Genomic DNA, 13,036 nt, shown 5'->3' with positions numbered 1-13,036 from the left:
TATAAGTTATAGCCTTCCGCGGGGGGGCCCCCCCCCCCCCCCCCCCCCCGCGCGGGGGGCCCACGTTTGTCCCGCGCGGCTTCGGCCGCGCGTTCTGTTTTGGCTTTACCCCGGGAATCTCCTTCATGTTTTCTGTTCTTTCCGACCGCCGTGCTGCCCTGCTGCTGGCGGCCTGCTGTCTGACCCCCGCCTTCGCTAACGCCTCCGATGTGTTCGACCGCTCGACCCTGACCGGCGACTGGGGCGGCCTGCGCAACCAACTGGAAGCCGACGGCATCCGCTTTACCGGCGACTACAGCGGCGAGACCGTGTACAACGCCGACGGCGGCCTCAAGCGTTCGGCGCGTTACTCGCAGAACCTCAAGCTCGGCGTGCGCTTCGACCTGGATAAACTCTACGGCCTCGACAACGCCGGCGTGGTGCAGTTGACCATCAACGACCGACGCGGCAACGACGGCTCCGGTGACCTGGTCGGCAACCGCCTGCCAGTACAGGAAAACTTCGGCGGCCTCTACACCCGCCTCACCGAACTGAGCTACGAGCGCAGCCTGTTCACCCCGGCGCTGGACGTGAAGCTCGGCTACATGGCCATGGGCAACGACCTCGGCGGCCTCGACAGCGGCATTCTGTGCAACTTCATGAACGCCGGTTTCTGCGGGCATCCGCTGAACATGTCCGGCGGCAGCGGCTGGACCAACTACCCCAACGCCCGCCTCGGCGTGCGCCTGAAGTACAGCTTCAACCCGGCCTGGCAGGTACGCGTCGCGGCCTTTGCCGTCGACCCGGAGAGCAACGGCAACTCCAGCCGCGCCTGGCATGTCACGCCCAAGCACAAGACCGGCACCGTGGTGCCGGTGGAGCTGGTGTACAAGAAACTCGATGGCCTGGCGGGCGAATACAAACTGGGCTGGTACTACGACAACTCTGACGCCACGCGCATCGGCAGCAATGAAAAAGTCGCCGGCCGTGGCGGCCATTACCTGCTGCTGGACCAGGCGGTATGGCAATCCAGTGCGCTGTCGGGGCAGAGCCTGCATGTGTTCGGCCAGGCGGCGGCGGCGAGTTCGGCGGCGTCGCCGTTCAGCAAGTGGTACAGCACCGGCGTGGTGCTCAAGCAGCCTTTCGCCAGTCGCCCCAACGACACCGTTGCCCTCGGTTTCGGCCGCGCCGTGCCTAATCCGCGCAGCCGCGAGGTGCAGGAACAGAACGCCCTCGCCAACGGCCAGGACTTCCCCAGCCTTGGCAACGCCGAGCGCCTGATCGAACTGAGCTACGGCTACCAGGCCACGCCCTGGCTGATGCTGCGCCCGGATGTGCAGTACATCATCGAGCCAGGGGCTTTCTCGGGCAGTGATATCGATAATGCGCTGGTGTTTGGATTGCAGGTGAAGGCTTCGCTTTGACGTAGCCAGCGATAGCGGCCGGCCGGCAACAGGGTTGTTGCGGCCGGCCTCATCGCCAGTAAATCCAGCAAAATTTCATCCCCCCTCCTATACCCCCCGGTATATGTACAGAACGGCGCCCGCCGCCGTACCTTGCCTATCACTCCGGCAAGCGTCACTCACAACAATCCCGCCCCCGGAGCCGGCGCCAGCCTTGTGCTTCGGCGTCGCCCTGCAGCATCCCTGTCCAACTGCCAATAAACCGAACAAGAGAAGAGGCAGCAATCATGGAAAATATCGGCACCTACATCATTTACCTGATCATGGCCTGCGCCGTCATTGGCGCCATCGCCTCGATCGTCGACGCCGAGTCGGCGCTCGGCAAGGAGTTCACCGCGGGCCTGCACAGCATCGGCCCGATCTTTATCCCCGTCGCCGGGATCATGGCCTCGATTCCCTATATCTCCAGCTTCATCGCCACCTTCATCGCGCCGATATTCCTGTGGATGGGCGCCGACCCGGGAATAGCCGGCCCGATCTTCATCGCCTCGGACATGGGCGGCTATCAGCTGGCCCACAGCCTCGCGCAAAGCCCCGAGGGCTGGATACTCGGCCTGCTGACTGGCTTCCAGTCCGGCGCCACGGTGATTTTCGTCATTCCGGTGGGGCTGGCGATGCTGCGCAAGGTCGATCACAAGTACATGGCGCTCGGGGTCATGGCCGGGCTGTTGACCATCCCCCTGAGCATCCTGGTGATTGCCCTGGTGACCCAGTTCCTCGGCCTCGGTGTGCGGGCGGATGTCGCCACCACCGGCGCCGCCACCCAGGCCCTGCACTTCACCCTGCCCATGTTGTTGCGCAACCTGATGCCGCTGATCCTGTTCTGCCTCGCCCTCGCCGCCGCCCTGCGCTACCTGCCCGGACTGATGGTGACGCTGTTCCTGAAACTGGGTCAGCTCCTGTATCTGCTGGTAACACTGGTGCTGGTCGCTTCCATCGTCGAGTACTTCACCTCCGCCTTCAGCCACCTGTTCGGCGGCTGGGGCTTCGCGCCGATCATTGCCGACCAGACCGACCAGTTCCGCGCCCTGGAAATCGCCGGCTATATCGGCATCATGCTGTGCGGCGCGTTCCCGATGGTGTACCTGATCAAGCGCTTCCTGTCCCGGCCGATCGAGAAGGTCGCGACACGCCTGGGCCTATCCGCAGTGGGCGCCGCCGGTGTGCTGGCGGCCTCGTGCAATATCCTGGCGATGTTCCGCCTGGTGCAGGACATGCCGGCCAAGGACAAGGTGCTGGTCATCGCCTTCTCGGTCTGCGCCGCCTTCACCTTCGGCGATCACATGGCCTTCTCGGCCAACTTCCAGCCCACCCTGATCCTGCCCCTGATCATCGGGAAATTGACCGGCGGCGCCCTTGGCATGCTTCTGGCTTACTGGCTGGCGGTGCCGAAAGCCGTGGAAATGGATCTTTCGGACATCGCCGGGCAAGCGCACTTCGAGGCCGCGCCCCGGCTTGTTTGAGCCCGAAACCAGAAGGCGTGGCAATCACAATGAGAGCTGAAGAAGCGACATGCCTGTCGGCGGTCATACGCGCGGCAGGCAGCGAGGCACTGGGTGGTGCGCTGGATGAGATGGTCCGGCGCACGCTGGCGTTCGATATGAGCTGCGCCTACCTGTTCCGCTTCAACCACAACGCGCTGCTGATCCACAACGGCTACAACCAGTCGGTGCCGGAAAAGACCCTGGCCGCCTACCTGCGCGGCGGCTATCTGCTCGATCCGTTCTATGTCGCCTGCATCAACGAACACCCCGCCGGCCTCTGGCGCATGAGCGATCTGGCCCCCGACAGCTTCTTTTCCTCGGGCTTCGCCATCTCCAGGGACCTGCACCCCTGCGTGTCGTCCGAACAAGGCAGCGAGATCGAGGAAGTCGGCTTCATCGTGCCCATCCGCCCGCAGGTCGCGGTGGTCTATTCACTGATGCGTAATCTCTCCAAAGGGCCGTTCAGCGACGACGAACTGACGGAACTGGGGCGGATGGCGCCGGTACTGTCAGCGGTCTTCGAACTGCATTGCCGGCTGGCCCTGGGCGACCAACTGGTGGACCCGCAACGCAGCGATGTGATGCTCGAAGACGCTTTCATCGACATGCTCCAGGGACAACTGACCGATACCCAGCGCTATGTCGCCAAACTGGTGTTGCAGGGACATAGCAGTACCTCGATCGCACGCACCCTGAATATCTCTGAAGGCACAGTAAAAGTGCACAAGCACAATATCTACCAGCGCCTGGAGATCTCCACTTACGCGGAACTTTTCCGTTTATTCATCAACTACATCGCCAGAACTTCCTGAACAGCGACCGTTACTGTTCCGGGCCTCTGCAACAGGCACCGGGGCTTTTTCGTGCGCGAATCCGGTGCAACTTCCAATGGATTTAAATCACTCCATCTATACCGCCAGGTATATGGTTTTCCGCAACTTTCCCGTTCATTCTCGATACCACAGCGCCAGTTGCTGCCCTCCAATAAAAGCACTTCATTACGTGGCCTCTTCCACGTTCAGGAGAAACACAATGAGTGGACGCCTCAACGGCAAAGTTGCCCTTGTCACCGGTGGTGCGGGAGGCTGCGGCCTGGCCGCATCGGAACTGTTCGCCGCCGAGGGCGCACGCGTCGGAATTGTCGACCTGCCGAGCAGCGACGGCAGCCGCATCGCCCATGCCCTGCGGGAGGCCGGTCATGACGTGGTGTTCGCGGCGGCAGATGTGTCCGACGCGGCGCAAGTGGCCGCCGCAGTGGCCAGTGTGGAAGAAGCGTTCGGCCCGATCACCGTCTTGATGAACCACGCCGGCATCCTTTGCGCCAAGCCCTTCCTCGACACCACCGAAGAGGACTGGGACCGGATCATGGCGGTCAACGTCAAGAGCATGTTCCTCGTGACCAAGGCCGTGTTGCCGGGAATGCTCGCGGCGGGCGGCGGCAGCATCGTCTGCACCTCGTCGATCTCGGCGGTGGTGGGTACGCCGATGGAGGTGCTGTATTGCACCAGCAAGGGCGCCACCCATATGTTCGCCCGGGCCATCGCGGTCGAGTACCGTGATCGCGGGATCCGTTCCAACGCCATCTGTCCCGGCTTTATCGCCACCGCTCACGGCCTGCGTGAAATCGACACCCTGGGCAAATACGGCGTGGATGTCACCGAGGCGGCGATCGCCGTAGCCCAGGGCCGCCTGTGCCGCCCCGAAGAAATCGCCGCCGCCGCGCTGTTCCTCGCCAGCGACGACGCCAGTTTCGTCAACGGCGCGCACCTGTTCGCCGACAACGCCTACACCGCTCTCTGATCAGAACAACAAGCAGGAGATCTATCGTGACCACCTCGTCGAACAACATGCACATCAATGAGTTCGGACTGGAGCACGCCCACTGGCGTAACTGGGCCGGCAACCAGTCCTGCATCCGTGCCGAGCGCGGCGCGCCGACCAGTGAAGACGAACTGTGCAGCCTGGTCAGCGACGCAACGCGCCGGGGCCTGAACGTGCGCGTCGCCGGGTCCGGGCATTCCTTCACGCCCGTGGCGCTGACCAACGGCCTGCACCTGACACTGGGCAACCTCAGTGGCATCCGCCATATCGACTACGAGCGCAAACGGGTAACCGCCGGTGCCGGAACCACCGTCAATGCCTTCGGCAAGGCGCTGCGGGATGCCGGGTTTTCGATGATCAACCAAGGCGATATCGACAGCCAGTCCATCGCCGGCGCCCTCACCACCGGCACCCATGGCACCGGCCTGCAACTGGGCAACCTGGCGTCGTCGATCGTCGGCATGAAGCTGATCCAGCCGGACGGCCGCATCATCGTCGTCGACGAAAGTACACCGGACCTGCTCCAGGCCGGGCGGGTGTCGCTCGGCGTGCTGGGCATCGTCTCCGAACTGACGATGCAGGTGACCGACAGCTTCCATCTGCACGAACGCATCTGGCGGGAAGACTTCGAAAGCGTGATGGAAAAGCATGACGAACTGGCCAGGACGCACCGGCACTTCAGCTTCTTCTGGTGCCCCACCGAACGCAGCCGTCACTGCTACTGCCTGCCCGACACCGCGGCCACCTCCAGCAGCGACCGCACCACCGATGTCTGCGAGGTCAAGGTGATGGACATCACCGACCGCCCGCCGCTTGAAAGTGCCTTCGAAAAAATCGCCTACAGCTCCGACGTCTACCCCATCGAATACCTGCCCAACTTCCATGAACTGGAATACGCCGTGCCGCTGGTTCACGCCAAAGAAGCGCTGCGGGCCGTGCGCAAGATCATGCTCGAAGACTTCCCGGAAGCGATCTACCCGATCGAGTACCGCTTCACTGCGGGCGACGGCGCCTGGATGAGCCCGTTCTTCGAGCAGGACAGCGTGACGATTTCGGTCTCCGGAGAACCGGGTACGGACTACTGGGGATTCCTCCGTGCGGTGGATGCCATCCTGCGCAGTTATGGGGGCCGGCCGCATTGGGGCAAGCTGCACTTCCTCACCGGTGAGGATGTGGCGGCGATCTATCCAAGGGCCAGGGACTTCCGCGCCCTGCGCCGCGAACTGGACCCGGAAGGGGTGTACCTCAGCGAGCATTTGAGTCCGTTGTTCAGGTAAGCCAGGGCTGGCAACAACATCGTTCCGACCGGCCTCATCGCCGACAAGACTGGCTCCCACAGGGTTCTGCGTTCAGCCAGCACCCTGTGTGTGGCTTGCCAGCCATGAGGCCCCGTCAGCCCCGCAAACCTCTCAGACCAACCGCTCGAAAATCGCCCCCTCCACCCCCAACACCTCGCCGCTGCTGGAGTAGATCCCCACCCCCGTTTCCCAGACATCCTTGATCCGCCCCTGCGCGCAGCGGATGCGGTAGCTGAGCTGATACGGCTCGTGCTTGAGCAGCGCGCACTGCACGCAGTACCAGATGTAATCGGCGTACTCATCAAGAATCAGCGAGCCGAAACTGCGCTGCGGGTTGCTGGTGAGGTAGTCGGCGGGGTAGCCCGTCAGGGGCATGCAGCCGGCGCTGACGTACTCCATGTACCAACTGCGGTCGTTCTTGCCGCGGTAGATCAGGCCCGGCAGTTCATTCAGCAGGCCAAGGGCGAACGGAATCGGTGCAGCCGGCGCCGCAGTTGCACGCTCAGCGGGCACGCCACGGTGCACCCGTGTCGCCAGTGCCAGGCGCGATTCCATGCGGAATTTGCGCAACAGGTTACGCACGTAGATCTTCACGGTCCCGTCGCTGATTCCCAGCTCCCGGGCGATCTGCTTGTTACTCAGGCCCGCGCCGATCAGCGTCAGGGTCTGGCCCTCGCGCTCGGTGAGTGCGTCCCGGCCGGGCGTCGACAGCGTGGCGTTGTCCATCCCTCTACTCCTGCAACCCTGGGGAATTGCCTGAGTGACAGCAACTTCCATGCCCTTTCATGGCAACTACTCCTTTTGGCATACCTCCTCTAGCGGATTGAGCGAAATTTCTTGCGGGGAAATTATTTACCCCACGAAGAAACACGACTTCATCCGCCGAGGTGTCCATGAGCAGTGTCGCCACCGTCCATCCGTTCAGCGTTCCGCGCTATCCGGCCAGCCCGTCAGGCCCGGCAGTCGATTTGCTGGTGACCCGCGTCCGGGATGCCCGCATCGCCGACGAAAACCAATTGGTGCTGACCGACTTCGCCGACAGCGCCGCCCTGCACCACGCCCTGAGCAGCCGCCTGGCCCACGCCCGCTGCGGCCTGCGCCTGGAACTGCGCGGCGACGAAGCGTTTATCTGGCCACTGCACGCCGTGGCACGGCAAGCCGGCCTGCAAGACGACGAAATCGTCCTCAGCCATGTGCAAGGCAGCCGCCTGGTGTTCTGCGTGCACTGCGCCCGCTGCCAGCCCGCCAGCCCCGAAGACAGCCTGGTCTGCGGCCACTGCGGTGTGCACCTGGAGGTGCGCCGCCACTTCTCGCAACGGCTGGGCGCCTACCTCGGCGTCTGCGCCGATGCCGAGCAACCGTTCGCCGAGGTGCGCCCATGATCGACGTCCGTATCGCCGCCATCCGCGAGCTCACCCCGGTGATCCGCGAGTACCGCCTGGAAGCCCTGACCGGCGAGCTGCCCGGTTTCTCCGCCGGCAGCCATGTGCAAGTGCACCTGCCCAATGGCCGGCGCAACGCCTACTCGCTGCTGGGCGACCCGGCCGACCGGCGCCAGTACCGCATCGCCGTGCGCCATCAGGACGCCTCGCGCGGCGGCTCGCGTTTTCTCCATCAGGAAATGAACGCCGGCGACCAGCTCGCCATCAGCGCCCCGGCCAATCTCTTCCCGCTCTACAGCAAGGCGCGCCAGCACCTGCTGGTGGCGGCCGGCATCGGCATCACGCCGTTCCTCGCCCATGGCCGCGAACTGCTGCGCCGTGGCGAAGACTTCGAACTGCATTACGCCTACCGCGCCGCCAGCAGCGATGCCTACCTGACCGAACTGCGCACACTGCTTGGCCCGCGCCTGCATGAATACCCCAGCGGCGTCCGGCGCCTGGACCCCGCCGCCCTGCTGCGCGATCGCCCGCTGGGTGCCCACGTCTACAGTTGCGGCCCGCAATCGCTGTTGCTGGCTATCCAGGAGCAGGCCGCCGCCTTCGGCTGGAGCCCACGCAGGGTGCACAGCGAAGCCTTCGCCGCGGCGCAACCCGGCCAGCCGTTTCGCGTGGAGCTGGTGCGCAGCGGCCGGCACCTGCAGGTCAGCGCCGAGCAAAGCCTGCTCGAAGCCCTCGAAGCCGCCGGTGTGGAAGTGCCCAACCTGTGTCGCGGCGGGGTCTGCGGCCAGTGCCAGACGCCGTACCTGAAAGGCGATGTGGAGCACCGCGACCACGTCCTCGCCGCCGCCGAGCGCACCAGTAGCCTGATGCCCTGCGTATCCCGCGGCTGCGGCAGCCCGATCCTGCTCGATATCTGACCCCGGAGACGCCACGCCATGACCCTGACTTTCACGCCGAACGAAACCTACCGGGACGACTTCAGTTTTCACAACAGCGCGGCGGCCATCGCCCGCTTTCCCTTCCCGTTCCCCGAAGACCAGTACATGTACTCGGTGAACATCGAGCCGGCGGTGTCCCGCGATCCGGGCTCGGTGTTCGAACACACCTTCGATGTGGACGAGCACTACGTCTCGGAAATGGCCGAGCGTGCCCGGGTGCTGGAACAGGACCCGGAGCGCTGCCTGGTCATGCCGCACATGGTCCAGGCGGCCTGGGACACCCTCGAAGTGCTGATGGAACACCTCGCCCGCGACTACCCGACGCACTTCCAACTAACCCGCCACGGCGACGCCTGGCACTGGCGCAACCTCGCGCTCGGTATCGACCAGCGCTTCACCTACGGCGACCCGACCACCCTGCCCTGCGAACCACTGGAATACATCACCCGGCAGATGCAAGGCGATTTCGCCCTGCTCGACCAGCGCGACAACGACCTGTTCATGGACGCCGGCATGGTCACCTGCCCGGCGGACTGGTCGCTGCGCTTCGACGCCGGCATGAGCTTCAAGCAGTGGCATTCGCCCGTGCCGATCGCCAACCAGATGGGCGTGTTCGACCGCGCCCTCAAGTACCTGGTGAACATCCAGGTCGGCCAGCCGGTGCGCCGGCTGAACTGGACCCTGACCATCAATCCGCGCCTGGACACCTCGCCCGAAACCTTCCACCAGTGGGGCCGCGACCGCGGCAAGGTCACCGCTGACAACGCCGGCGAGCTGGTGCACCTGCGCGTGGAGCTGCAACTGATGCTGCGGCTGCCGCGCTCCAACGCGCTGCTGTTCGGCATCCGCACCTACCTCATCAGCCTGGATGAGCTGGTCACCAATCCGGCTTGGGCGCAGCGCCTGCACCGGGTGATCCGCGACCTGCCCGAGGCCATCGCCGACTACAAGGGCATGACCCGTTACCGCCAGCCGCTGGTCCAGTGGCTGAGCCGCTTCGACCCGCAAGCCTGACCCCGATTCACCACAAGAGGAATTTCCCATGAGCAACTCATGGCGCATCAGCGCGCTCCGCGAACGCCACCTGGCCCTCGGTTCGAACCTGGAAGACTGGAACGGCATGGGCACCGCCTGGACCTACGCCAGCGACCTGGCCGATCACCACGAGGCCATTCGCGCCCACGCCGGCTTGATGGACGTGTCCGGGCTGAAAAAGGTCCACTACGTCGGGCCCCATGCCGAAAGCCTGCTGCAGTACGCGACCACACGGGATATCGCGAAGCTCTATCCGGGCAAATCGGTGTACGCCAGCCTGCTGGATGAGGACGGCACCTTCGCCGATGACTGCATCGTCTACCGCACCGGCCCCAACGCCTTCATGGTGGTGCACGGCGCCGGCATCGGCCACGAAATGCTGATCCGCTCGGCCCAGGGCCGCCAGGTCGCGGTGCTGTTCGACGACGACCTCCACGACCTGTCGCTGCAAGGGCCCAAGGCGGTGGACTTCCTCGCCGAACACGTTCCCGGCATCCGCGACCTGCCGTACTTCCACCACCTGCAAACCAAGCTGTTCGACCGGCCGGTGATGATCTCCCGCACCGGCTACACCGGCGAGCGCGGCTACGAGATCTTCTGCAAGGCCGCCGACGCCCCGCTGATCTGGGACAGCATCCTGGAAAAAGGCCAGGGCCACGGCATCATCCCCTGCGCCTTCACCGCCCTCGACTGGCTGCGGGTCGAGAGCTACCTGCTGTTCTTCCCCTACGACAACTCGCAGATGTACCCCTTCGCCGACCAGAAAGCCGGCGACACCCTCTGGGAGCTGGGGCTGGACTTCACCGTATCGCCCGGCAAGCGCGACTTTCGCGGTGCCGGCGAGCACTACCGGCGCCAGGGCCAGGAGCGCTTCAAGATCTTTGGCGTACTGCTCGACGGCCATAGCGCCGCGCAGAACGGCGACACCCTCTGGCACGACGGTCGCCAGGTCGGCGTGATCACCTGCGCCATGTACTCGCGCCTGACCGAACGCTCCATGGCCATCGCCCGCGTCGAGCCGCACATCGCCAGCCAGGGCCTGCCCCTCGAAGTGCGCGGCAGCCTCAGTGCCAAGGCCATCGCCCATAGCCTGCCGTTCGACGACCCGGAAAAGAAAAAGCGCACCGCCAAAGGCTGAACGCTTCCGACCTTGCCTGCACGAGAACCACCGACATGACCCACTACATCCTCAAGATCAGCTGCCCGGCAACCTCCGGCATCGTCGCGGCGGTCACCACTTACCTGGCAGGCCGCGAGTGCTACATCAGCGAACTCGCGCAGTTCGACGACGAACTTGCCGGGCGCTTCTTCATGCGCGCGGTGTTCCGCTTCAACGACGGCGTCAAGCCCGACCTGGACGCCCTGCGCCAGGGCTTCGTCGACGTCGCCGTGCCCTTTGCCATGGACTGGGACCTGTTCGAAGGCAACCGGCCGATGCCGGTACTGCTGATGGTCAGCAAATACGACCACTGCCTGGCCGACCTGCTCTACCGCCACCAGAAAGGCGAGATGGACATGCGCATCACCGCCATCGTCTCCAACCACCTCGACCTGCGACCGATGGCCGAGCGTGAGGGCATCCGCTTCGTCTACCTGCCGGTGACCAAAGACACCAAGACGCAGCAGGAAGCCGCGCTGCTGCAACTGGTGGAAGAGACCGGCACCGAGCTGGTGGTGCTGGCGCGCTACATGCAGATTCTGTCCGATGACCTGTGCCGGCAACTGTCTGGCCGGGCGATCAATATCCACCACTCGTTCCTGCCCGGGTTCAAGGGCGCCAAGCCCTATCACCAGGCCTACGCCCGCGGCGTCAAGCTGATCGGCGCCACCGCGCACTACGTCACCTCCGACCTCGACGAGGGCCCGATCATCGAACAGGAAGTGCAGCGGGTGGACCACGCCTGGCTGCCCGACGACCTGGTCAGCATCGGCCGCGACACCGAGACCGTGGCCCTGTCCCGCGCCGTGAAATACCACCTGCAACACCGGGTGTTTCTCAACGGCGAACGGACCGTGATTTTCCGCTGATACCGCGCGCCACACGAGCGATGCAAAACCTGTAGGAGCGAGCTTGCTCGCGAAGGGCCCTCACTGACCGGCCTGGACAGTTTCAGTTGCCGAGGCTGGGGCTGCGTTGCAACGACCTTCGCGAGCGAGCTCGCTCCTACAGAACCCCTTGAACCAACAAGTGATGTTCTTCCGAGAAAACTCACATGGAGTACCCCCCATGAAACTGCGTGTTGCCATCATCGGCGCCGGCCCCTGCGGCCTGGCCCAGTTGCGTGCCTTCCAGTCGGCCCATGCCCAGGGCGCCGAGATTCCCGAACTGGTCTGCTTCGAGAAGCAGGCCGACTGGGGCGGCATGTGGAACTACACCTGGCGCACCGGCCTGGACGAACACGGCGAGCCGGTCCACGGCAGCATGTACCGCTACCTTTGGTCCAACGGCCCGAAGGAATGCCTGGAGTTCGCCGACTACAGCTTCGATGAGCATTTCGGCCGGCCCATGGGCTCCTACCCGCCGCGCGAGGTGCTGTGGGATTACATCCAGGGCCGCGTGGAAAAAGCCGGCGTCCGCCCGTGGATCCGCTTCAACACCGCCGTGCGCGACGTGCATTTCGACGCCGAGAGCCAGACCTTCAGCGTCACCGCCCACAACTACGCGCAAGACCTGACCTACAGCGAAACCTTCGATTACGTGGTGGTCGCCAGCGGGCATTTCTCCACGCCGAACGTGCCCTGCTTCCCCGGTTTCGAAAGCTTCGCCGGCCGCGTACTGCACGCCCACGACTTCCGCGATGCCCTGGAATTTCGCGGCAAGGACGTTCTTATCGTCGGCGGCAGCTACTCGGCCGAAGACATCGGCTCGCAATGCTTCAAGTACGGCGCCCGCAGCATCACCAGTTGCTACCGCAGCGCGCCGATGGGCTACCAGTGGCCGGAAAACTGGGAAGAAAAACCGCTGCTCACCCATGTGAAAGGCAGCACCGCATTCTTCATCGACGGCAGCAGCAAACACGTCGACGCGATCATCCTCTGCACCGGCTACAAGCACCACTTCCCGTTCCTGCCGGAAGAACTGCGCTTGAAAACCGGCAACCGCCTGTGGCCGCTGAACCTCTACAAAGGCGTGTTCTGGGAGCAAAACCCGCGGCTGATCTACCTCGGCATGCAGGACCAGTGGTACAGCTTCAATATGTTCGACGCCCAGGCCTGGTACGCCCGCGACGTGATCCTCGGGCGCCTCGCCCTGCCCGACCCGCAACGGATGCAGGCCGAAGACCTGGCCTGGCGCGAGACAGAAGAAAAACTCGAAACCGCCCAGCAGATGTTCGAGTTCCAGGGTGAGTACATCCGCCAGTTGATCGAGGCCACCGACTACCCGAGTTTCGACATCGCCGCAGTGAACGAAACCTTCCTGAAATGGAAGAAAGACAAGTACGAAAACATCATGGGCTACCGCGACAAATGCCACCGTTCACTGATCACCGGCACCCTCGCCACGCCGCACCACACCCCTTGGCTGGAAGCGCTGGACGATTCCCTGGCGGCCTACCTGGCCGATGACCCGCGCACCGCGTTGAAGACGCCAGAGCCGATCCCCGGCGCGATGACCCCCTCGTAAGCGCGCAACCC

Annotated in this window: 12 protein-coding genes; 11 read left to right on the top strand and 1 reads right to left on the bottom strand. The window is 64.3% G+C overall.

Going from position 1 to position 13,036, the window contains the following annotated elements; translation table 11 throughout:
* Window positions 1-125: 125 nt before the first annotated feature.
* The 5 genes from NTD82_RS28825 to NTD82_RS28805 all read left to right on the top strand — a co-directional run bounded on the left by NTD82_RS28825 (window position 126) and on the right by NTD82_RS28805 (window position 6,024).
* Window positions 126-1,403 (top strand): carbohydrate porin, encoded by a 1,278-nt coding sequence (locus NTD82_RS28825; protein WP_262131189.1) that lies wholly within the window; start codon window positions 126-128, stop codon window positions 1,401-1,403.
* A gap of 266 nt (window positions 1,404-1,669) precedes the next feature.
* Complete coding sequence (eutH, locus tag NTD82_RS28820; protein ID WP_262131188.1) at window positions 1,670-2,905, top strand: ethanolamine utilization protein EutH; 1,236 nt, start codon at window positions 1,670-1,672, stop codon at window positions 2,903-2,905.
* Window positions 2,906-2,934: 29 nt separating this feature from the next.
* Entirely contained in the window at window positions 2,935-3,738 is an 804-nt protein-coding gene (locus tag NTD82_RS28815; RefSeq protein ID WP_262131187.1) for a LuxR family transcriptional regulator, read from the top strand.
* Window positions 3,739-3,958: 220 nt separating this feature from the next.
* Entirely contained in the window at window positions 3,959-4,726 is a 768-nt protein-coding gene (locus tag NTD82_RS28810) for an SDR family NAD(P)-dependent oxidoreductase (RefSeq protein ID WP_095155128.1), read from the top strand.
* A 26-nt stretch (window positions 4,727-4,752) separates the two neighbouring features.
* Window positions 4,753-6,024 (top strand): D-arabinono-1,4-lactone oxidase, encoded by a 1,272-nt coding sequence (locus NTD82_RS28805; RefSeq protein ID WP_262131186.1) that lies wholly within the window; start codon window positions 4,753-4,755, stop codon window positions 6,022-6,024.
* Between the two features lie 132 nt (window positions 6,025-6,156).
* Here NTD82_RS28805 and NTD82_RS28800 read toward each other — a convergent pair whose 3' ends face one another.
* A complete protein-coding gene (locus tag NTD82_RS28800; protein WP_262131185.1) occupies window positions 6,157-6,771 on the bottom strand; it encodes a LuxR C-terminal-related transcriptional regulator in 615 nt (204 codons plus the stop codon).
* Window positions 6,772-6,938: 167 nt separating this feature from the next.
* Between NTD82_RS28800 and NTD82_RS28795 the strand changes: the two genes are divergently transcribed.
* From NTD82_RS28795 to NTD82_RS28770, 6 genes are all read left to right on the top strand, one after another.
* Window positions 6,939-7,427 (top strand): dimethylamine monooxygenase subunit DmmA family protein, encoded by a 489-nt coding sequence (locus tag NTD82_RS28795; protein ID WP_262131184.1) that lies wholly within the window; start codon window positions 6,939-6,941, stop codon window positions 7,425-7,427.
* Window positions 7,424-8,344: a PDR/VanB family oxidoreductase gene (locus NTD82_RS28790; RefSeq protein WP_262131183.1), complete on the top strand. Its 921-nt coding sequence runs from the start codon at window positions 7,424-7,426 to the stop codon at window positions 8,342-8,344. The genes NTD82_RS28795 and NTD82_RS28790 overlap by 4 nt, the downstream gene beginning before the upstream one ends.
* Window positions 8,345-8,362: 18 nt before the next feature.
* Window positions 8,363-9,379, top strand: a complete 1,017-nt coding sequence (locus NTD82_RS28785) for a heme-dependent oxidative N-demethylase family protein (RefSeq protein ID WP_262131182.1) — start codon at window positions 8,363-8,365, stop codon at window positions 9,377-9,379.
* A gap of 28 nt (window positions 9,380-9,407) precedes the next feature.
* Window positions 9,408-10,538 (top strand): aminomethyltransferase family protein, encoded by a 1,131-nt coding sequence (locus tag NTD82_RS28780; protein ID WP_262131181.1) that lies wholly within the window; start codon window positions 9,408-9,410, stop codon window positions 10,536-10,538.
* 35 nt (window positions 10,539-10,573) lie between these two features.
* Complete coding sequence (gene purU / locus NTD82_RS28775; protein WP_095155135.1) at window positions 10,574-11,428, top strand: formyltetrahydrofolate deformylase; 855 nt, start codon at window positions 10,574-10,576, stop codon at window positions 11,426-11,428.
* A gap of 199 nt (window positions 11,429-11,627) precedes the next feature.
* Window positions 11,628-13,025, top strand: coding sequence for an NAD(P)-binding domain-containing protein (locus tag NTD82_RS28770; RefSeq protein ID WP_262131180.1), 1,398 nt, complete (start codon window positions 11,628-11,630; stop codon window positions 13,023-13,025).
* Window positions 13,026-13,036 lie beyond the last annotated feature (11 nt).

The sequence above is a fragment of the Pseudomonas sp. 5P_5.1_Bac1 genome, from assembly GCF_025466015.1.
Classification (GTDB): Bacteria; Pseudomonadota; Gammaproteobacteria; order Pseudomonadales; family Pseudomonadaceae; genus Aquipseudomonas.
The sequence above is the reverse complement of the archived record's forward strand: the minus strand, read 5'-3'. Positions and strand labels throughout refer to the sequence as shown.

Coding starts and splice junctions, on each gene's coding strand:
- NTD82_RS28810 (WP_095155128.1), top strand. CDS start 3,959: ATGAGTGGACGCCTCAACGGCAAAGTTGCCCTTGTCACCGGTGGTGCG.
- NTD82_RS28770 (WP_262131180.1), top strand. CDS start 11,628: ATGAAACTGCGTGTTGCCATCATCGGCGCCGGCCCCTGCGGCCTGGCC.
- NTD82_RS28800 (WP_262131185.1), bottom strand. CDS start 6,771: ATGGACAACGCCACGCTGTCGACGCCCGGCCGGGACGCACTCACCGAG.
- purU (WP_095155135.1), top strand. CDS start 10,574: ATGACCCACTACATCCTCAAGATCAGCTGCCCGGCAACCTCCGGCATC.
- NTD82_RS28785 (WP_262131182.1), top strand. CDS start 8,363: ATGACCCTGACTTTCACGCCGAACGAAACCTACCGGGACGACTTCAGT.
- NTD82_RS28795 (WP_262131184.1), top strand. CDS start 6,939: ATGAGCAGTGTCGCCACCGTCCATCCGTTCAGCGTTCCGCGCTATCCG.
- NTD82_RS28815 (WP_262131187.1), top strand. CDS start 2,935: ATGAGAGCTGAAGAAGCGACATGCCTGTCGGCGGTCATACGCGCGGCA.
- eutH (WP_262131188.1), top strand. CDS start 1,670: ATGGAAAATATCGGCACCTACATCATTTACCTGATCATGGCCTGCGCC.
- NTD82_RS28790 (WP_262131183.1), top strand. CDS start 7,424: ATGATCGACGTCCGTATCGCCGCCATCCGCGAGCTCACCCCGGTGATC.
- NTD82_RS28825 (WP_262131189.1), top strand. CDS start 126: ATGTTTTCTGTTCTTTCCGACCGCCGTGCTGCCCTGCTGCTGGCGGCC.
- NTD82_RS28780 (WP_262131181.1), top strand. CDS start 9,408: ATGAGCAACTCATGGCGCATCAGCGCGCTCCGCGAACGCCACCTGGCC.